Source organism: Henriciella algicola (assembly GCF_003576245.1).
Taxonomy (GTDB): Bacteria; Pseudomonadota; Alphaproteobacteria; order Caulobacterales; family Hyphomonadaceae; genus Henriciella; species Henriciella algicola.
Window position 1 is genome coordinate 416,275 of record NZ_QWGA01000007.1, and the last position, 19,549, is coordinate 435,823.

13 protein-coding genes are annotated in these 19,549 nt (G+C 60.4%); 6 read left to right on the plus strand and 7 right to left on the minus strand.

Going from position 1 to position 19,549, the window contains the following annotated elements; translation table 11 throughout:
* Nucleotides 1-5: 5 nt before the first annotated feature.
* A complete protein-coding gene (locus D1222_RS11750; protein ID WP_147371864.1) occupies nucleotides 6-3,425 on the minus strand; it encodes a DUF3971 domain-containing protein in 3,420 nt (1,139 codons plus the stop codon).
* An 80-nt stretch (nucleotides 3,426-3,505) separates the two neighbouring features.
* Here D1222_RS11750 and D1222_RS11755 point away from each other — a divergent pair, with 80 nt between their 5' ends.
* From D1222_RS11755 to D1222_RS11765, 3 genes are all read left to right on the plus strand, one after another.
* The gene (locus D1222_RS11755; protein ID WP_119454447.1) at nucleotides 3,506-3,964 is read left to right on the plus strand and encodes a peroxiredoxin; all 459 of its coding nucleotides are present in this window, start codon (nucleotides 3,506-3,508) and stop codon (nucleotides 3,962-3,964) included.
* Between the two features lie 192 nt (nucleotides 3,965-4,156).
* Complete coding sequence (locus tag D1222_RS11760; protein WP_119454448.1) at nucleotides 4,157-5,374, plus strand: peptidoglycan DD-metalloendopeptidase family protein; 1,218 nt, start codon at nucleotides 4,157-4,159, stop codon at nucleotides 5,372-5,374.
* Nucleotides 5,358-5,897, plus strand: coding sequence for a bactofilin family protein (locus D1222_RS11765; RefSeq protein ID WP_119454449.1), 540 nt, complete (start codon nucleotides 5,358-5,360; stop codon nucleotides 5,895-5,897). The genes D1222_RS11760 and D1222_RS11765 overlap by 17 nt, the downstream gene beginning before the upstream one ends.
* Before the next feature lie 54 nt (nucleotides 5,898-5,951).
* On the opposite strand, the gene prfB is transcribed toward D1222_RS11765, so the two are convergent.
* The 3 genes from prfB to D1222_RS11780 all read right to left on the minus strand — a co-directional run bounded on the left by prfB (nucleotide 5,952) and on the right by D1222_RS11780 (nucleotide 10,991).
* Nucleotides 5,952-7,065, minus strand: a protein-coding gene (gene prfB, locus D1222_RS11770) for a peptide chain release factor 2 (protein ID WP_119454450.1) whose coding sequence is annotated in 2 segments (ribosomal slippage) — nucleotides 5,952-6,995 and nucleotides 6,997-7,065 — 1,113 coding nt in all. Because the reading frame shifts where the segments join, the coding sequence is not laid out codon by codon here.
* Nucleotides 7,066-7,127: 62 nt separating this feature from the next.
* Nucleotides 7,128-9,710, minus strand: coding sequence for a penicillin-binding protein 1A (locus tag D1222_RS11775; protein ID WP_119454451.1), 2,583 nt, complete (start codon nucleotides 9,708-9,710; stop codon nucleotides 7,128-7,130).
* Nucleotides 9,711-9,815: 105 nt separating this feature from the next.
* Nucleotides 9,816-10,991 carry an N-acetylmuramoyl-L-alanine amidase gene (locus D1222_RS11780; protein WP_119454452.1) on the minus strand — a complete coding sequence of 392 codons (1,176 nt, stop codon included), beginning with the start codon at nucleotides 10,989-10,991 and terminating at the stop codon, nucleotides 9,816-9,818.
* Nucleotides 10,992-11,391: 400 nt separating this feature from the next.
* Here D1222_RS11780 and D1222_RS11785 point away from each other — a divergent pair, with 400 nt between their 5' ends.
* The gene (locus D1222_RS11785; protein ID WP_119454453.1) at nucleotides 11,392-13,932 is read left to right on the plus strand and encodes a ribonuclease E/G; all 2,541 of its coding nucleotides are present in this window, start codon (nucleotides 11,392-11,394) and stop codon (nucleotides 13,930-13,932) included.
* An 88-nt stretch (nucleotides 13,933-14,020) separates the two neighbouring features.
* Here D1222_RS11785 and D1222_RS11790 read toward each other — a convergent pair whose 3' ends face one another.
* The 3 genes from D1222_RS11790 to D1222_RS11800 form a co-directional block, all read right to left on the minus strand.
* Nucleotides 14,021-15,067, minus strand: coding sequence for a Glu/Leu/Phe/Val family dehydrogenase (locus D1222_RS11790; protein WP_119454454.1), 1,047 nt, complete (start codon nucleotides 15,065-15,067; stop codon nucleotides 14,021-14,023).
* Nucleotides 15,068-15,131: 64 nt separating this feature from the next.
* Nucleotides 15,132-16,049, minus strand: a complete 918-nt coding sequence (locus D1222_RS11795; RefSeq protein ID WP_233348718.1) for an alpha/beta fold hydrolase — start codon at nucleotides 16,047-16,049, stop codon at nucleotides 15,132-15,134.
* A gap of 68 nt (nucleotides 16,050-16,117) precedes the next feature.
* On the minus strand, nucleotides 16,118-16,714 hold the full coding sequence (locus tag D1222_RS11800; RefSeq protein WP_407646747.1) for a uracil-DNA glycosylase family protein: 597 nt from the start codon (nucleotides 16,712-16,714) through the stop codon (nucleotides 16,118-16,120).
* 38 nt (nucleotides 16,715-16,752) lie between these two features.
* On the opposite strand from D1222_RS11800, the gene D1222_RS11805 reads away from it, so the two are divergent.
* Nucleotides 16,753-17,658: a pirin family protein gene (locus tag D1222_RS11805; protein WP_119454457.1), complete on the plus strand. Its 906-nt coding sequence runs from the start codon at nucleotides 16,753-16,755 to the stop codon at nucleotides 17,656-17,658.
* Nucleotides 17,659-17,745: 87 nt separating this feature from the next.
* Nucleotides 17,746-19,548, plus strand: coding sequence for a M28 family metallopeptidase (locus tag D1222_RS11810; RefSeq protein WP_119454458.1), 1,803 nt, complete (start codon nucleotides 17,746-17,748; stop codon nucleotides 19,546-19,548).
* Nucleotide 19,549: the final 1 nt, after the last annotated feature.

Consider the following 19,549-nt stretch of genomic DNA (forward strand, 5'->3'; position numbering starts at 1 on the left):
CGGGTCTAATTTGTCTCTGAACCAGGTGCCGGCGCGATGAATTCGGCATCCGGCATAGGCGGCGCAGGCGGTGTCTTGTCTGGATCGACAGGAATCCCCTCCGGGATCGACGTGTCAGCCGGATTCTCGAAGATACGGCGCAGGATACCTGGCGTCACGGCTGATAGCGGGTTCACAGCGACCTGCGCGCGATCCGTCGTACCGCGCACCGAATAGGTCAGCGAGAAGATCCCCTCGCCTTCGCGGCCCACAAACAGATCACCGATGACTGGCACGCCGCCCAACATGGAATTCATGCCAAAGCTTGGCACCAGAACGCCGCTGAGGCGAATTTCATCGCTCTCCTGCTCGAACCAGCCATTGAGGGTCAGACCAAGCGCCGGACCGTTGGCACGCGCGCCTTCGATCACAAATCGGCCGGACTGGACGGCAACAGGCACGCTGATATCAGTGAACAGCACCCCTTCCCCGCTCAGCGTATCGGCAAGGCCGCGCAAGGATGCCAGCGAGAGCACCTGCGTCAGGAACGGCGCATCGCGCATTCGAACATCGGAGAGCTCCAGCCGAAGCCGCGCCGGGTCTGTCCCGCGCGCAAGATCGCCGTTCAGGCTCAGCGAACCACCAGTCAGGAAGTCCTGGCGCAGCAAGGCCCGCATGAAGAAGCCCGCATCATCGCTGTCGAGGCTGATGCGCGCAGGCTCTTCGGCGGTCGGACCTATGTAAACGGCGCTCATCTGGCCGCCCGACTCGATCGTGCCGTCAGCGCGCACTTCGCGCACGCCTGTCTCTGCGCTCACAAAGCTCAAGGAAGCGTCCTCTAAGTCGAGTCCGCTACGAAGGCGCAGCGTGTCGAGGTTCGCGGTCAGCGTGACCGGCAGGCTAATGCCAGACGCATTGCCGCCCATGGATGCAAAGTCCCCGAACAGCGAACTCACATCAAGGAACGCGCCGTTCAGTTCGCTGACGAGCTTGCCATTCGGCTCTACCCGGACACTGCCGCTCACATCCATGAAGCCGTCATGATAGGCCTCGCGCACCTCCAGAGACTGGAGCCGCCCCGTCTTGGACAGGACAACATCGCCATCGAAACGGGCTTTCTCGCTCAGAAAGCGGAAGGTCGAGGCGTTCGTTTCCGATTTCGCGTCATAGGAGAGTGTCGCGCGCGCCGGCTCACCTACGGGCTTGATATAACCAATTTCGGAGATATCGACGCGCGACTGCTGGAGCTCGAAACCGACCTCCACGCCGGCGATACCGTCTGCGGCCACCTGGGCCTGAAGCTCCACCGGGATGTCCTCAGACACATAGGCCCTGCCGACTACACCAAACCGGTTCAGGAAATCAGGCGAGACAAACGCACTTGCCGACAGGTCCGCCGTGTCGCCGCCATCATTGAATTCATCGCGCCATGTAAACTGGACCGGCGCCGGGCCGAGATCACCAAAGCCGGTCATGACAAGGCGCATATTCTCAAGCGAGACATCTACGCGCATATTTGTCAGGTCGAGCCCCGGTAGCGCTTCAGCGAGCGTGCCGTCAGTCACTTCGGCCTCGACGGAAATCTGCATGTCTTCAACCGGGACATCATCCAGCGCGGGACGGAGCAATTCGATACTCGCCGTGGCATCTCCGGAGAACCTCTCCGGGTCGAGCGCGTCCGGATTGTCCCGCATGAGGCGAGATTCCGCGATGTTGCGCATCACATTGACGAGCGGCCCCTGCCCTCTGGCTGAAACACGGAACAGCTCGCCCTTCGGGTTGAAGCGCGGGAAGTGAACGCTGCCTTCGCTGAGCACCCAGCCGTCATAGTTCCCTTCGCTCAGCTGTACCTGCAGGCCGTTGCCGGTCAGGCGCCCGCTGCCCGTTGCATCGGTGACAGGCGGTAGGTCATCAAGGAACTTCACGGCTGCGTCTTCGACGAAGAAGCGCACGGCGAGGTCCTCATCGCGCAGGAAGCCTTCGGCAAAGCTGTCGCGCTGCAGCTCGAGCTGATAGCTCGCCGCAGTTACACGCCCGTCCAGCACGCGGTCGCGCGCGAAGTCCCGTGCCCCCGTGCCGAGCGTCTCAGGCCAGAAGGCCAGAACCTGGTCCTTGGTGATCGTTCCGAGCGCTTCGCCTTGAGACGTGATCTCGAAGGGCAGCTCGCCCTCTTCCGGTTCACTCACCGGCGCGATGTCAGCGGTGCCGACGAACTGGATGCCGCGTGTCTCAACTTCATAGGCCGACAGTGACACCGCCGTCGTTTCCATGTCGAGCGTGCCCTGCAAGGCAACGCGGTCCAGCTGCCAGACGTCAGGAAAATATGGCGTGAAATCCAGAGACGTACTTTCGGAAGCAAGATCGAACGCGATCGTGCCGTTCTGACGCACCAGACCGTCGATCCAGCCGCTGAAGACGCCGCCAGCACGCTCAGTCTCAATGGCGAGGTCGCTGAAGGCCAGCCGGTCGTCTGCAGGCGCATAGGCAGCGTCGAAACGCAGCGCCTCGAAATCGAGATCGCGCCCAGCGAGCGTCACCCTGCCCTCTTCGGCGTCGGCTGCAAGGCTGAGCCCCGCAATGCCTTCTTCCTCGATATAGGTCAGACCAATCGTGATATCGGCCGGAAAGCCAGTCACCAGCGCCTCGCCAGCCCCGAACCGGCTCGCGAGGTCACCAATGCTCCAATTCGTGATGCCAACCTTGAAATCCAGTTCAGTGTATCCGTCAGGCACACTCAGCGACGTAGTGAGGTCACCCGGAAGTCCGATCCCCTCCCCGCTGCCGGAAAGAGCCGCCTCAAGCCCGGTCCCGGTCTGGTCGAAACGGCCATTCGCCTCATCCATGACAGCAATAACGCCGCCCTCCTGGTCGAAAAAGCGAAGCTCCATGTTCTCGAATGCGGCAACCTCGAGCGACGTCGACGTCCTGCTGGCTTTCAGGCCGTCGAGAAGGTTCGCGAGCGTTGTGTTGGAGAGCGCCAGCCACCCTTCCGGCGTTGTTGGCAGCTCACGCGCTTCGAATTCCGGCAAAGGCTCGCCAGCGAAAGTCCATTCAGTTGGTGAGATATTGCGCACATCTGCCCAGCCATTGCGCAATTGTGTTTCTGTAACTTCGACGCGGCCGAAGATGAGCGAGCCTGCATCGAGCGTAATGACCGCCTGTTCGGCTTCGCCTGCGAGTTGCCCGTCATTATCCGCAAGCTTGAGCCCACTGGCTGCGAAGATCATCCGCCGGTCAGCAGGCGACCATTGAAGCGCCAGACGCTCAATATCGACGTCTCGTCCGTCGCGGGCGGCAATGAGCGCTTTTTCGACTTCATCCTTGAAAAGACTGAGCTCTACCGGCCCACGTGACAGCATATATGCAAGCGCCACAGCCCCCGCGATCGCCAGCAACAGAATGCCGCCAATGATCTCGAGTGTAACTACAGCTGCAGTCTGTCGCACCAAGGCCCGATTGTCTCCTTTACGTCAGCCGGTAGGCTCGACTTAATCTTTCAATACAGCAGAAATAGGACAATCCACCGATGTCATCAGTAATATCTGCAGGCGATGCAGCTCCGAAAGTCCACCTTGAAACCACGGGCGGCAAGGTTTCAATTCCATCTGACAGCGGGCGCGGACTGATCCTCTTCTTCTATCCGAAAGACAACACGCCCGGATGCACGAATGAGGCCAAGGATTTCACGGCACTTAAAGACGAGTTCGACAAGAAGGGCTTCGACATTATCGGCATCTCTCGCGACAGCCTTGCCTCTCATGAAAAGTTCATTGCGAAACAGGAGATTGGATTTCCTCTCGCCACTGATGAAGACGGATCCGCATGTGAAGCCTTCGGCGTCTGGAAGGAAAAGAACATGTATGGCCGCAAGTTCATGGGCATCGAGCGCTCTACTTTCGCCATCGGCGCTGATGGCATGATTATTGAAAGCTGGCGTAAGGTGCGAGTGAAAGGACACGCAGAACAGGTGCTGTCTGTACTTTAACCATTTGTGCATCGACACAGTCAAAGCTCAGGCGAACTTAGTAAAAATTTTTATCAATTGTGAGAAAAATGCGGCACTTTCCTGGATTCACCCTTTTCCGGCGGGAACAAATTGCGTTAAACATTTCCGTGAGGGTGAGCTGTGGATAAATTCGCAGCCAGTGTAAAAGTACCAACAGAGGCGGGGCCGTCTATGAAGCGCAAGACGATGAAAATCGGAGAGCTTTTCAGTCGCCTGTTTCCGGAACGGCAAATTTACCATCGCAGCGGCGGCACCGTCCGCTACTTCACCGTCTCTCCTCTTCAGCAGTCTGTCCTTTCCATAGCGATCGCCGCCGTCGTCGGCTGGACGCTCTACGCAACGGCCAGCCTCGTCTTTATCCCGAACAGCACGCTTTCAGCCCAAGGCCAGCAGCAGATCGACAAATATGAGCGCTGGGTGCAGGAACTTCGCGCCCGTGACGCGCTCTCCCGCTCGCAGCTTGTTGAGCGCACCGAAGCCTTCCAGGAAGCCACGGTCAGCTTTGAGCAACGCCACCGCACGCTCGAAGTGATGCTGGATTCCCTTCGCAATGGCGGTGAGCTTGAAGTCGCTGCCCTTCGCGGCGATGGCAGCGCGCTTCTCGTGAATGCATCAATTGAAGAAGCAGACCGCCGCCAGGCCCGCACCAGCGGGGAGTTTCAAGAAGCAAGCGCGTCCAATTCCGGTGTTCGCGGCCAGATCGCAGAGCTCCAGCGTGAACAGCAGGCCTTCCTCGATGAAGTCGAGGATATCGCCATTGAACGCGCCGAGGCAGCCCGCGGCGTTCTTCGCCTGACCGCTGTCGGCACCAACCGCATCGCCGAAACCCGCGAAATGGGCGGCCCGCTCGTGCCATTCGCCAATCTTGCTTCAGGCAACTTCGACACGCCGGAAGAAGCTATGTTCGCTGAGCGCGTCTCACAGGTCGCCGCTCGCATGGAAGAAGCGCGTTTCTATCAGTCCGTCGTCTCCACACTGCCGCTGGCCGATCCGGTCGGCGTGCCATCGCGTCTGACGTCTGATTACGGCCTTCGCGTCGATCCATTCAATCAACGTCCAGGCTGGCACAACGGCGTGGATGTCGGCGCTTACTGGAATGCGCCGATCACGGCGACCGGCCCTGGCACCGTCAGCTTTGCGGGCACGAAGTCGGGTTATGGCCGCATCGTCGAGATCGATCACGGTCACGGCTTCAAGTCACGTTACGCACACTTAAGACGCATCAATGTTGATAAAGGTGATACAGTCGCGATTGGCGACGTCGTGGGTGCCATGGGCTCCACAGGCCGGAGCACCGGTCCGCACCTTCACTACGAAGTCTGGTTTAACAACAAGCCATACGATCCAGTTGAGTTTCTGAGGGCAGGTAAACATGTTTACGAAGAATAAGGACGGCGCATCGGCGCAAAGCTACACGCCGCCGGTTGATACGAGCAAATCAGCTCCAAGCCGGACCGGAACCCGCTCTACAGGCGTCGCTTCCATCATCTGCAACGATATGGAAATCAAAGGCTCCATCAATTCCGAAGGCGCCCTGCACATTGACGGTGTTGTCGATGGCGACGTGACCGCTGGGGACATCACGATTGGCGCGACCGGCAAGGTCATCGGCGAAGTCAAGGGGGAGGCCGTAAAGGTCAAAGGCGAAGTGCTAGGCTCCATCCGCGGCCGCCGCGTTGAGCTTGAGACCGGCGCCCGTGTCGAAGGCGATATCCTTCATGCCTCTCTCAGCATCCAGCCGAACGCCATTTTCGAAGGTCAGGTCAAGCACGCTGAGGACCCGCTGAAGACGTCCGCTCCGAAGGCAGCACGTCCGGCTGGCAGCGACACGTCATCGTCGGCAGCGAAGCCTGCTTCGACGGACAGCAAGCCAGCCAGCACCACCAGCGCACACGGCTCTGCCCTGTCCTGATCTGGAAATGAATTGAGAAGTTTGGACGGCCGCGCGAATTGCGCGGCCGTTTTTTTATGCGTCTTCGCTGCTTCCGGCAGACACATTGTGAGCTAGCGACGCGCTCAGGAAGCCATCGAGATCACCGTCCAGCACACCGCCCGTATCGGACGTTTCATGACCGGTGCGCAGATCCTTGATCAGCTGATAAGGCTGCAGGACGTAGGACCGGATCTGGTGCCCCCAGCCGATTTCCGACTTGGAGTCGTGGCTATCCTGCGCAGCTTCGCGGCGCTTCTGGAGCTCCAGCTCATAGAGTTTGGAGCGCAGCATCTCCCAGGCTTTCGCGCGGTTCTGGTGCTGCGAGCGGCCTGCCTGACAGGCGACGACAATCCCGGTCGGCTCGTGCGTCAGGCGGACAGCCGAGTCCGTCTTGTTGACGTGCTGGCCGCCAGCGCCAGAGGAGCGATAAGTGTCGGTCCGCACATCTGACGGATCAATATCGACCTCGATAGTCTCGTCGATGACAGGTGACACCGTGACAGAGGCAAAAGACGTGTGACGGCGCGCCGAAGAATCGTAGGGTGAGATCCGCACGAGGCGGTGAACCCCGGACTCCGACTTCAGCCAGCCATAGGCGTTGAGGCCGGAGATGAGTAGCGTCGCCGACTTGATGCCGGCTTCTTCGCCGTCATGCGCGTCGACTTCCTCAACCCTGTAGCCGCTGCCCTCTGACCACCGCACATACATGCGCCGCAGCATGGATGCCCAGTCCTGGCTTTCCGTTCCCCCTGCCCCGGCATTGATCTGCAGGTAGCAATCATTGGAATCGGCTTCACCCGACAGCAGCGCCTGAAGCTCAGCTTTCGCTGCACGCTCGCGCGCCCGCTTCATATTGGCGGAGATGTCGTTGATGAGATCGTCGTCGCCATCGGCGAGCTCGAGCAGCTCGCGGCCATCGGCGGCTTCCTGCTCCAGCTCCTGAACCGTATTGATCCCGGTCTCCAGCTGCTGGCGTTCAGCCATCAGCTTTCGGGCCTTTTCAGGATCGTTCCAGAAGTCTGGTTGTTCTGAGAGCGCGTTGAGCTCGTCTAGGCGTTTCTGGGCGACGTCCCAGTCAAAGACGCCTCCTCAGCAGCGCGGAGGACTGCTCAATTTCGTCAATAAGCGAGAGAATTTCTGTCGACATAAGATTTTCTATGTTTTCAGTTCGTTACAGGGTGGCCGGAATGCACAAATCTGTCGCCCCGGTCAATAAATCCCACCCAGATTTTCATCGGCGATGTCATCGCGGTCCTGCGCATCCGAAATCCCGTTCTGGCCAAAGCCTTCCGATGACGGGTCGGCAAGATCGCCGAACACCCCGCTGGTCGCACCCTGATTGCCAGAGATGGAGAAGCCGTCTTCCTCATCGAAGACCGCGCCCGGTTCTGTGCCTGGACGGAACGCTTCGACAATGATCTCACCCGAACCGGAGGTTGGCAGACCGCCCGTGTCGTGATCGACCGAAACGAGGCGCACGCCCGGCGGAATACGGAACGGCATGGCTGGAGCATCTTCCAGCACCTCTTCCATGAAGCTGACGAACACCGGCAGCGCCACAGAGCCACCTGCCTCACCATTGCCCAGCGTTTGTGGCTGGTCGAAGCCGACCCATACGCCGACCACGAGGTCTGGCGAGAAGCCATAGAAGAGCGCATCGAAATAGTCGTTCGTCGTGCCAGTTTTGCCAGCGAGAGGCTTGTTCAAGCGTGCGGCCCGGCGCGCGGTACCCCGCTCCACGACGCCTTCAAGCATGTGAACGACCTGATAGGCGATGACCGGATCAATCAGCTGTTCACGATTGTCTTCCAGCTGCGGCGGTTGTTGCCCGTCCCAGCTTTCAGCAAGACAGTTTTCACAGGCCCGCTGATCGTGGCGATACAGGGTCTCGCCATAGCGATCCTGAACACGGTCAAGCATGGTCGGCGTGACTTCCTTGCCGCCATTCACGAAGGCGGCATAGCCGGTCGCCATCCGCCACGGTGTGGTTTCGCCAGAGCCAAGAGACATGGCCGGAAAACGCGGAAGATTGTCATAGAGGCCAAAGCGCTCTGCGAGGCCCGAAACGTCATTCATGCCGATATCGACGGCGATACGCGCGGTCACCTGGTTGAACGAGCGCTCAAGCGCCGTGCGCATTGTCACTTCGCCATAACTGCGGCCCGCTGAGTAGTTTTGCGGCTTCCACGTCGTGTTCGAGCCTTCATCGTAATAGACGAAAGGCGAATCGAGCATCCGCGTCGATGGTGTGTAGCCATTCTCGAGCGCGGCGGCATAGACGAACGGTTTGAAGGCCGAACCTGGCTGGCGCATACCCTGGGTCACCCGATTGAACGGGCTCTTGAAGAAGGAATAGCCACCAACCATAGCCATCACACGGCCCGTATGCGGGTCGAGTGCGATGATTGCACCTTCCACTTCTGGCACCTGCTTCAGGCGGGCCGATTCAGACGGGACGGAAATCCAGTCTTCCTCATTGCGGCGCTCACCTTCTTCGGTCGGCTCGGCGCCATCGCGAAGGGTTTCGGTGCGCTCGACGTCGACGAGGATAACGTCGCCCCGGGCAAGGCCTTCGCCGCCATCCGGTCGGTCCCAGCCACGGGCCCAACGGACATCTTCTTCAGGGATGCGCGTAGTGCGACCGTCATTGAGGATAATGGTTGCCGCATCGCTTGCGACTTCGCGCACCATGCCGGCTTCCCAGTCGCCATAGCCTGCAGGACGTTCGACCTCCTGCAGCTGCGCTGGCACATCGCCAGACGCATCTATCGAGGTGAACGGCCCACGATAGGAGTGGCGACGGTCATACGCCTCAAGGCCGGATTGAAGCGCGTTCTGGGCTGCGAGCTGCATCTGCGTGTCCAGCGTCGTGCGGATAGAGAGACCACCGCGCTCCAGCGCCTCTTCGCCATACTCATCGATGAGCTCACGGCGCAGCTCCTGAACGAAATAGGTCGCGGCCGCATATTCGGGCCCGCGCAGCCGTTCCACCACTTCAAGCGGCTCAGCCTTGGCTTCGTCAGCCTGCTCTTCGGTGATGTAACCATCCTCGAGCATTCGGTTGAGCACATAGTCGCGGCGCGCCAAAAGGCGTTGTGGGCGGCGATATGGGTTCACCGTCGATGGTGCTTTCGCCAGCGAGGCGAGGATCGCCGCTTCCGACAGGTTCAGCTCAGGCAGCGACTTGTTGAAATAAATGAGCGCGGCAGAACCAACGCCATATGCGCGCACACCGAGATAGATCTCATTGAGATAAAGCTCGAGGATCTCGTCCTTGGTGAACGTGTTCTCCATCCGGCGAGCAATGATTGCCTCTTTCACCTTGCGCTCAATGCGCTGATCGCGCGTCAGCAGCATGTTCTTGGCGACCTGCTGGGTGATTGTCGAGCCGCCCTGAAGGTTGCCATCGCTTCCCGACAGCTTGATCTGCGCGGAATTGATCGCGCCGCGCATGATACCGACATAGTCGAGGCCGCCATGCTCGAAGAACTTCTTGTCTTCGGCAGCGACAAAGGCCTGTTTCACATGGTCAGGAATGGATTCGATCGGGACGAAGACGCGGTGCTCTTCGGCAAATTCAGCGATGAGCGTGCCGTCACCCGCATGGACGCGGGAGGTGATTGGCGGCTCATAATCGGCAAGGCGCTCATGCGATGGCAGGTCACGCGCCAGCGACGCTACCCAGATCATCACAGCGATAAATATAAGCGCGCCAATAATGACCAGGCCAATCGCGACACGGCGCGCCAGCTTCCAGGTCAGATAGCGTCTCCAGACCGGCTGTTCACTCATTCAGATGTTCCGTCCCTGCCCAGTATTGGATTTGCGATAGCGTCGCTTCGCACCATTAATTGTCCAGAGTAAGGCGTGCTGACGGCAGACGGAAGCCGAAAGACGCTAATTTACTGCAGTGTGGGCGGCAGACCGGTCGAAATACGCGTCGATGGCGCGTGCTATCGCCTTGGCCGAGCGTTCGCGCCCCTCGGCTGAGGCCAGCCTTGCCGCGTCCGTGCGATTCGTCAGGAAGCCCACTTCGATCAGCACCGCAGGCACATCCGGTGCAAGCAGCACGAAAAAATTCTCCTGCCTGTGGCTATTGCGGACGATCGGTCCGGCAGAGGCCAGCTCCGGGATAAGGATCTCGGCGAAGATCGACGAATTGGTCTTTGTCTCGCGCTTGGTGAGGTCGGTGAGAATGCTGGCCACCTCATTCGACGTGCCATCTTCTACAGGAAGGTGCCAGCCATACTTGTTCGCCATCGGATCAACGCGGTTCTGGCCGCGGGAATTAAGCGTATAGACCGTCGCGCCAGATACAGAGCGATTGGCTGCCGCATCTGCATGGATCGAGATGAATAGATCGGCGCCCCAGTTGCGGGCCATCGTCACCCGGTCTTCGTGCTCGATATAGGTGTCGCCCTCGCGGGTCAGGTGCACCGTGTACCGCCCGCTCGTTTCAAGCGCCGCCTTGAGAGAAAGCGCGGTCTTGAGGACTACATCTTTCTCGCGCGTTTTGTCTGCGGCCAGGGCGCCCGGGTCGTGGCCGCCATGGCCGGGATCGATGACGATGACCTGCCTGGCTGGCGGCAGCGAGGCCACGGCCGTCTCGCCCGCCTCTGGCACCTGCCCTCCCCCGAAAGCGGCGCGGCGGTCAACGTCAATCGCTGCGTCCCGGTCGAAACGGTCCGGCGAGACACGAACAAGATCAATGACAAGCCTATGGCGTGGATCGGACACGGTCGGCCCTATATTCAGCGCACGCGACACGGTGACGGCATGAGAGAGATGAAACGCGATCCCTCTCGAGGAGCTCTCATAGGTTGTGACCGCTCCGGCAGGCGGCGGCGTGCTCGCCGTCTCATCAAGGCGAAAATCGACAAGATCGACAGCAATCGATCTCATGCCTTTATCACTGAGCGAAAAAATGCCGTGCGCCAGCTCACCATCGGCGGCCAGCGTGATTCTGGTATATTCGCCCGCGCCCTCGACGCGGATCTCGTTGATCTCGGTCGCAAAGGCGTGGCCGACCACGCCTGCAAGGAAGCCGATGATGAGAAAAAGTGTTCGAAACATCTCGCCCGCAGCCTGCTGGAAATTGGATTAATCGCGTGACCCAGAGTCTGCACTGCCTTCATTAATCAAGCGTTTACTGTCGCTGCTTGCGCTGCCTATTTTGATATTCTCTGATTTTATAGCTTTTCTTTAGCGTCGGCTTTCGGCATGGTCAGACGGACCTCTATTTGGAGGCCAAGACCATTTCCCAGATGGTATGCGAACGGAACCACTCCGCGCATGGCCTGATCGGACACGGAACAACTTGTAATGTATCTTTCGCCACTGAAAGCAACGTCGAGACTAGCGCCTACTGGCGCGCAGACGCGCTGGCGCAGGATATCCCGTCACAACTTAACTGGCGTTCGCTGCAGCACGGTCCATTACCGCGCCGCGCCGCCAGATCACAAGGCGATAAGCTATGAGCAAATTGATGCTGATCGATGCGGTCCACCCGGAAGAGACCCGGGTGGCGCTCGTTTCGGACGGACGCGTAGACGACTTTGACTTCGAAACCGCAGGTAAGGAACAGCTAAGGGGCAACATCTATCTCGCGAAAGTCACGCGCGTAGAGCCATCCCTTCAGGCCTGTTTTGTCGAATATGGCGGCAACCGCCACGGCTTCCTGGCCTTCAGCGAAATCCATCCAGACTATTATCAGCTTCCCCAGGAAGACCGCGAAGCGCTGCTGCAGGATGCCGCCCGCGCCGCCGCTGAGGAAGACGAAGATGATGTCGATGATGAGCGCGACACCGACGAAGATGATGACGACAATGGCGAAGGCGACTCAGACGCCGATGAAGCCGCAGCCGAAGCCGCTGCTGCCAAGCCAAAGCCACAGTCGAGCTCAAAGCGCTACAAGATCCAGGAAGTGATCCGCCGCCGGCAGGTCATGCTGGTACAGGTCGTCAAGGAAGAGCGCGGCAATAAAGGCGCAGCGCTGACCACTTTCCTGTCGCTGGCTGGCCGCTACAGCGTTCTCATGCCGAACACGCCGCGCGGCGGCGGCATCTCCCGCAAGATCACCAATGGCGCTGACCGCAAGCGCCTGAAAGAAATCATGTCCAGCCTCGATGTGCCGAACGGCATGGGGCTGATCGTGCGTACAGCCGGCGCTAAGCGTACCAAGACCGACATTCGCCGGGACTATGAATACCTCCAGAAGCTCTGGGACAATATCCGTCACCGGACCATGGAATCGATTGCGCCTTGCATCATCCATGAAGAAGGCGGCCTCGTGCACCGCGCGATGCGCGACATGTTCGATAAGGACATTGAGGAAGTCGTCATCCAGGGCCCGTCCGCCTATCGCGAGGCGAAAGACCTCTCGAAGATGATCATGCCGACGCAGGCCCGCAAAGTGAAACAGTGGAAGTCCGCTGCGCCGCTTTTCGTTTCTGAATCGGTCGAGGACCAGCTCGACTCCATCTTCTCCCCGACGGTGCAGATGAAGTCCGGTGGCTATCTCGTCATCAACCAGACTGAAGCGCTGGTCGCCATCGACGTGAACTCGGGCAAGGCGACCAAGGAACGCAATATCGAGCAGACGGCTCTGCGCACCAATCTGGAAGCAGCCGAAGAAGCCTGCCGCCAGATGCGCCTGCGCGACCTTGCTGGCCTGATTGTCATCGACTTCATCGATATGGAGGAGAACAAGAACAACCGGGCGGTCGAGAAGAAGCTCAAGGATTGCCTCAAGATTGACCGCGCCCGTGTTCAGTGCGGAAAGATCTCGCAGTTCGGCCTGATGGAAATCTCGCGCCAGCGCCGCCGCGCGGGTGTGCTCCAGGCAACGTCGGACCCGTGCGAAGCCTGTAACGGCACCGGCCGTCGCCGCTCCGTGCCGTCTGCGGCGCTGCAGCTGCTGCGCGCCCTCGAAGCCCGTGCGGCTGGCGGTGGCCTTTCCTCCATCACCGTGCACGCACCGACAGAAGTTGCGCTCTACCTGCTCAACAATAAGCGCGAAGCCGTTACCGATATCGAGGATGTCGCCGGTTTCGCCATCTCGATCAGCTCGTCTGACGAGCTTCTGCCGGGCGATTTCCGCATTGATGCGGAGAAAGACCCGAACCAGAAGTCGCGCCGCAATCGCAAGCAGGATCGCAGCCGCCATATCATTGGCGATGAGGATGACGATCAACTGCCAGACGAGGCAGATGACGAGGCCGCCGAGGACGAAGCCGATGAGGCTGACGAGTCCGAGAGCGAGAACGATAGCGACAATGAAGCCGCCTCTGACGACCAGTCGGACAATGACGACCAGTCTGGCGGATCGCGCAAGCGCCGTCGCCGTGGCCGCCGCGGCGGTCGCCGCAGACGCCGTGAGCCAAACCCGATCGTGCCACTCGATGGCGGCGCGCTCCTTGATGGTCTCGCCCACAGCGCCCCGGCCATGCTGGACGAAACCCCGCCTGCCCTGCCCGATCCGGACGAGGCAAGCCGCGCCACGGCATCCCAGCCGCAGCTCGCCAAGACTGTCGCCCTCGACGCCGTCAAACAGGACGCAAGCGACAGCGACGGCTCGTCAGACAATGACGGCAATGACGCAGAAGCCTCTGACAGCAAGCAGGACGAGAAACCTCGGTCGCGCCGGTCACGCTCACGCCGCAGAGGCGGCAAGCGCAACGGGAAGCCAAAGAACACTGAGGCCGAGGTCGACACGTCCGCCGAAGCGTCTGGTAGTGACGAACAGGCAGGCGAGCCTGAAGCCGCGCCAGAAGCGACACCAGTTCCGGCTGAGGTAAAGGCAGAAACGCCTGAGCCTGTCGCCGAAGCGCCTGCTCCCGAAGAAAAAGCTGAAGAGCCAGCGCCCGCGAAAACCTCGGCCGTGTTCGAGGAAGACAAGCCGATCGCAAGCGAGCCTGTCCTGGTCACCAATGACAAGTCGGACGACCAGAAGGAAGAGGCGTCCAAGAAGGACGAGAAGCCAAAGCGGCGCGGCTGGTGGTCCCTTCGCCGTTAGGGCGAAACCGGCCCGGCCAAGATCACCACTCAATAAAAAAGCGTCAGTCCCCGGACTGACGCTTTTCTTTCTAGATTGAGCTGTTTGATCAGGCAGGCTTTGCGTTCGCAATCCTCGTGCGCGCAATCTGCTCAGCCACTTCGTTTGTCGGCGCATTCTGCTTCAGCGCTTCATCCAGCACTTCTTCGAGCGTCTCGATCAACACGTTCAGCTTGCCCATCACCCAGTTGCGCGAATAGGCGCCGGAGATTTCGGCTGCGACGTTGATGATGCCGCCGCCATTGATCACATAGTCAGGTGCGTAAAGAATGCCGCGGTCACGCAGCGCCACGTCCATTTCAGCGATCGAAAGCTGGTTGTTGGCGCCGCCGGCAACGACACGGGCCTTCAGGCGCGGCAGCGTTTCCGGATTGATGACGGCGCCCAGCGCATTCGGGGAGAAAATATCGACATGCTGGTCATAGATCTCGTCCGTCGAGACGATCTTTGCGCCAGTGCGTGCGCTTACCTCTTTCAGGAGCGCCTCATCGATGTCGGTGATGATCAGTTCCGCGCCTTCCTTGGCGAGGTGGTCACAGAGATACCCGCCGACATGGCCGACACCCTGCACCGCGATACGGCGGCCAGAGAGGTCATCGCTGCCGAAGGCGCGCTTTGCGCTGGCCTTGATGCCGCGATAGACGCCAAGCGCGGTGATCGGCGACGGGTCGCCGCTTGCAGCCTCGCCCTGGTCCAGACCGGCGACGTATTTCGTCTGCGTCGCGACGATTTCCATGTCCTTGGTGCTGATACCGACATCTTCAGCGGTATAGTACGTTCCGTTCAGGGACTGGATCGCGCGCCCAAAGGCCTCGAAAAGCTCGGGTGACTTGTCGGTTTTGGAGTTGCCCCAGATCACGGCCTTGCCGCCGCCGAGCGGGAGGCCCGCCATCGCATTCTTGAAGCTCATCCCCTTGGAGAGGCGCAGCGCATCGCGCAGCGCTTCCTCGCCGGTCGCATAGTTCCACATCCGGCAACCACCTGCGGCAGGGCCAAGCGCCGTCGAGTGGACGGCGATAATGGCCTTCAGACCGCTCGCCTTGTCCTCGAACATGTGGACACTCTCATGGCCGTCGAAGGAAGGATGGTCGAACATGGATACTCTCCTGACTGTCTCGTCCCGGCCTTAGCGTGCTGGCATGCACGGTCAACTGCTTCGTTCACTTGGCAGGTATGCTTGAAACGCCGGACGGCAGCTGCGCAGAAGGATCTTGCATGAAAGCCCACATATCCGCGTAAACTGTTTCGGCCTGCAGGTCTCTCAGCAGCATATGATACCCATTCGGGTAATAGGCTGTGCGCACATGTGGCGGCAGCACCTTCATGGTGCGCTTCACCCCGGCAGCCGGAATGACGATATCCTTCGCCCCATAGGTGAGCAGCGTCGGCAGATCCGCTGGAAGGCGCGGCGCGGCAAGATGCGCCTCCTCCATCAGTGCGACGACGCCATAGACCTGATCGATCCGGTTGTCGGTCATCCGCAGCGGGTCGGCCCACATCCTGCGCAGCATTTCGATATTGTCTGACGGCTCGATCTTCACGCCGCGCGGAGGGCGAACGACCCAGCCGGGCCTGCTATGCGCAGACGCCCAGAGCGCGCCGCGATAGAGCCAGTTCATGGATCCCCAACCGCGCAGCCCCGGTCCTGACAGGATCAGCCGGTCAGCACCAACTGGCGGGTTGTCCCCAGCAAAAGCCGTCATCGACATCGCGCCGCCCATGGACACGCCCACAATGGTCAATGTCGCATCCGGATGGCGCTCACGCACCAGACGCACAGCCTGACGCAAATCTTCGCGCATCAGTTCCGGTTCAGGCCATATCCCCCGCTGGAGCGATCTTCCGAAGCCGCGTTGGTCGTATGCATAGGTCGTGACGCCGCGCTCTGCGAACCATGGCGCCGCCATATGGAAAGCCTCGGCATAGTCATTCATGCCGTGCACGCCGACGATCACATGGTCTATGTCTTCCCCGTCCGTCTTGCCCGGCCATACGGTCAGCCCCAGCTGCGCGCCATCAGAGCTGACAAAGGTCGACTCGTCCGGCACCAGCTTCGCTTCAACAGGTTGATCAGGCATCAGGGCGCCCTGCATCTTCGGCGTCGCGCAGGCACAAAGTCCAAGCAGGAGAAGATAAGTCAGCCATTTCAAAGCAGGTCTCTCACTTTCTGTCGGAGGACGGGCAGGATGTCCGTCTCGAACCAGGGGTTTTTCTTCAGCCACGCATTGTTGCGCCAGCTTGGATGCGGTGTCGGCAGGATACCGGCCTCAAGATGGGTGCGCCAGTTACGAACCGTTTCAGTGAGTGTCTTTGAGGCCGCCTGCCCAAGATGCCACTTTTGCGCATAGCCACCGATCGCGAGGACCAGCTCAAGATCAGGCAGACGCTCCAGCAATCCGGCCCGCCAGGTCGGCGCGCAGACCTTCATCGGCGGCAGGTCACCGCCGTTCTTGTCATAGCCAGGAAAGCAGAAGCCCATCGGCGCGATGACGATGCGCGACTCGTCATAGAACTCGTCCTCGCTCACCCCCATCCAGTCGCGCAGGCGCACACCGGACGGATCCGCGAATGGCTTTGACGAGCGGTCAGCGAGATTGCCCGGTGCCTGACTGGCGATGAGGATACGCGCACCCGGCGCAGCCCGGACAATCGGGTTGGGAAAGCGCTGCATCTGGCCCGCGCACATGCGGCAGGCCCGTAATTCCTCAAGATAGCTATTCAGGTCAGCGCTCACTTGGGCCAAGATGGACGCTCAACGTCTCAAGACAAGGAAAAGCGCGCATGTCCGATCCGGTAGACCTCGTCATAGACGCCCGGCCCCGCGATCTTGGCGGCGGCTTCAAGGTGCGCCGCGTCCTCCCCTTCCATAAGCGGCGCATGGTCGGGCCTTTCATCTTCTTCGATCATTTCGGACCGGTGGACTATCCGCCCGGCAAGGGCTTTGACGTTCGCTCGCACCCGCATATTGGCCTTGCGACGGTCACCTATCTGTTCGAAGGCGCGATCGCGCACAGGGACACGGTTGGCTCTGACATCACGATCCGGCCGGGCGCAGTGAACTGGATGGTAGCTGGCCGCGGCATCGTCCATTCCGAACGCACCCCTGATGAGGAGCGCGCTGCCGGCATGCGCATGCACGGCATCCAGACCTGGGTCGCCTTGCCAAAAACGCACGAGGATTGCCCACCATCCTTCACCCACCATCCGAAGGACACGCTGCCTGAATTTTACCTTGGCGGTGCCCGCGCGCAGCTCCTCGCCGGGGAAGCCTGGGGCCATCGCTCACCGGTCGAGTTCCCATGGGGCATCTGGTATCTCGGCCTGACCACGGCGGATGGCGCCGACTTTGAGATTCCAGGCGATGCAGCTGATGAGCGCGCCATCTATGTCGCCGGTGGCTCCGTCCAGATTGCCGGAACGAGCCATGGCGATGGCGCCATGATCATTCTGAAGCCCGGACAGACCGTTCAAGTGACCGCCGCCCCCAATAGCCATCTCATGCTGGCAGGCGGTCAGACCATGGACGGCCCACGCCTCATCGACTGGAACCTCGTCGCGAGCCGTCAGGACCTGATCGACGAGGCACGCGAGGGCTGGACCGCATCGATCGCGGGCAACTGGCAGAATACCCGTTTCTCACTGCCTGATGGCGAAGAGGAATATATTCCCCTGCCCGGCTCCGACTGACGCAAGGACAGCGGCCTCCATCCGCTTTCTTGTGAGGCTCGCACGCCTGTGTCACAACACCGCCAGATATTAAATCAGGAGTCTTTCATGATGCGTACATTCTGGCCCGCCGTTTCGCTGCTTGCCCTTGCAGCCTGCTCTGACCCGGCCACCCCAGCCGACGAGACGGATACGAACCAGGCTGACGCGAACGTCGAGGCGGACGCTGGCGACATGGATCAGACCGCGTCCTTCGAAGACTCCGAGCTGATCCTGCCGCTGCCAGAAAGCACGTCCACTGAGATCACCGCTGAAGACATCGCCGCGCGCGTCGCGACACTCGCCGATGACGCCTATGAAGGCCGCGGCCCGGGTAGCGAAGCTGGGGAGAACTCAGCGCTCTGGATCGCCCGCGAAATGGAACGCGTCGGCCTTGAGCCGGGCGGCGAAGATGGCGGCTGGTTCCAGACCGTCGGTATGGTCGAGCAGACGCTGGACGAGTCCGTTTCCGGCATGACGATCAACGGTCTGTCCGCTGGTGAGCCAATGGAGCTCACGTTGAAAGAAGACGCCGTCCTCTGGACCAAGCGCCAGAATGAAACAGAGCTGTCCTTCAGCGATTCCGAACTCGTCTTCGTCGGCTATGGCGTCGTCGCCCCGGAATATGACTGGAACGACTATGAAGGCCTCGACGTCGAGGGCAAAACCGTCGTGATGCTCGTCAACGATCCGGGCTTTGCGCGCGGCACCGACGATCTCTTCAATGGCCGCGCCATGACTTATTATGGCCGCTGGACCTACAAGTTCGAGGAAGCCGCACGTCAGGGCGCGACAGGCGCGATTGTGATCCACGAAACAGAGCCTGCGTCATATCCATGGGAAGTCGTTGGCAACTCCTGGTCTGGCGCACAGGCTGACCTCGTTCGCGGCGATGGCGGCGCGAGCCGCACGACCTTCGAATCCTGGATCACGCGCGATGTTGCTGTGTCACTATTCGAGGATGCCGGCCTCGACTTCGAAGAGCAAAAAGCTGCGGCCAAGGAGCCAGGCTTCGAGGCTGTCGACATGGCTGACCTCACCGTGTCCGGCAATATCGTCCAGACGGTGGACACGATGGACTCCCGCAACGTGGTTGGCGTCCTGCCTGGCACTGAGCGTCCAGACGAGTACGTCCTCTTCACCGCACACTGGGACCACCTCGGCAAGAAGAGCGGCGAGCGCACCGGCGCACCAACCGAAGACTTCTACCAGGATGACATCTTCAACGGCGCTGTCGACAATGCGACCGGCTCTGCCGCGCTTCTCGAGATTGCCGAAGCCATGGCGGCTAGCGAACATCCACGTTCCGGCCTTTTCGTCTCCGTCACGCTGGAAGAATCCGGTCTGCTCGGCTCGGCTTACTATGCTGATAACCCGACCGTGCCGCTGAACCAGATCGTCGCTGGTATCAATATGGACGGCATGCTGCCTGTTGGCCGCACCAAGGAAATGGTCGTCGTCGGGTATGGCGCGTCGGAGCTTGAGGACATTCTCGAAGCGAAGCTTGAAGCACAGGACCGCGTCGTCGAACCAGACCCACGTCCGGAAGCCGGCTCCTTCTACCGCTCTGACCACATCTCCTTCGCCAAGAAGGGTGTGCCGATGCTCTACGCAGATGGCGGCATCGACAAGCGCGATGGCGGGATCGCCGCTGGCCGCGCTGCTGCCGACACCTACACCGCGCAGCGCTACCACAAGCCGATGGATGAGTATTCCGAAGACTGGAACCTCGAAGGCATGGTGGAAGACGTCACCGCTCTCTACGAGGTCGGGCTAGAGATCATCAATTCCGATGAATGGCCGACCTGGTATGAAGGCAATGAGTTCGAGGCGGCCCGTCAGGCCTCCCTCGCAGAAGCAGACGGCGAGTAAG

Bases quoted from the DNA above. Each gene is read 5' to 3' on its own strand.
- D1222_RS11755 (WP_119454447.1), top strand. From the start codon at position 3,506: ATGTCATCAGTAATATCTGCAGGCGATGCAGCTCCGAAAGTCCACCTT.
- D1222_RS11760 (WP_119454448.1), top strand. From the start codon at position 4,157: ATGAAGCGCAAGACGATGAAAATCGGAGAGCTTTTCAGTCGCCTGTTT.
- D1222_RS11765 (WP_119454449.1), top strand. From the start codon at position 5,358: ATGTTTACGAAGAATAAGGACGGCGCATCGGCGCAAAGCTACACGCCG.
- D1222_RS11775 (WP_119454451.1), bottom strand. From the start codon at position 9,710: ATGAGTGAACAGCCGGTCTGGAGACGCTATCTGACCTGGAAGCTGGCG.
- D1222_RS11780 (WP_119454452.1), bottom strand. From the start codon at position 10,991: ATGTTTCGAACACTTTTTCTCATCATCGGCTTCCTTGCAGGCGTGGTC.
- D1222_RS11785 (WP_119454453.1), top strand. From the start codon at position 11,392: ATGAGCAAATTGATGCTGATCGATGCGGTCCACCCGGAAGAGACCCGG.
- D1222_RS11790 (WP_119454454.1), bottom strand. From the start codon at position 15,067: ATGTTCGACCATCCTTCCTTCGACGGCCATGAGAGTGTCCACATGTTC.
- D1222_RS11795 (WP_233348718.1), bottom strand. From the start codon at position 16,049: ATGCCTGATCAACCTGTTGAAGCGAAGCTGGTGCCGGACGAGTCGACC.
- D1222_RS11805 (WP_119454457.1), top strand. From the start codon at position 16,753: ATGTCCGATCCGGTAGACCTCGTCATAGACGCCCGGCCCCGCGATCTT.
- D1222_RS11810 (WP_119454458.1), top strand. From the start codon at position 17,746: ATGATGCGTACATTCTGGCCCGCCGTTTCGCTGCTTGCCCTTGCAGCC.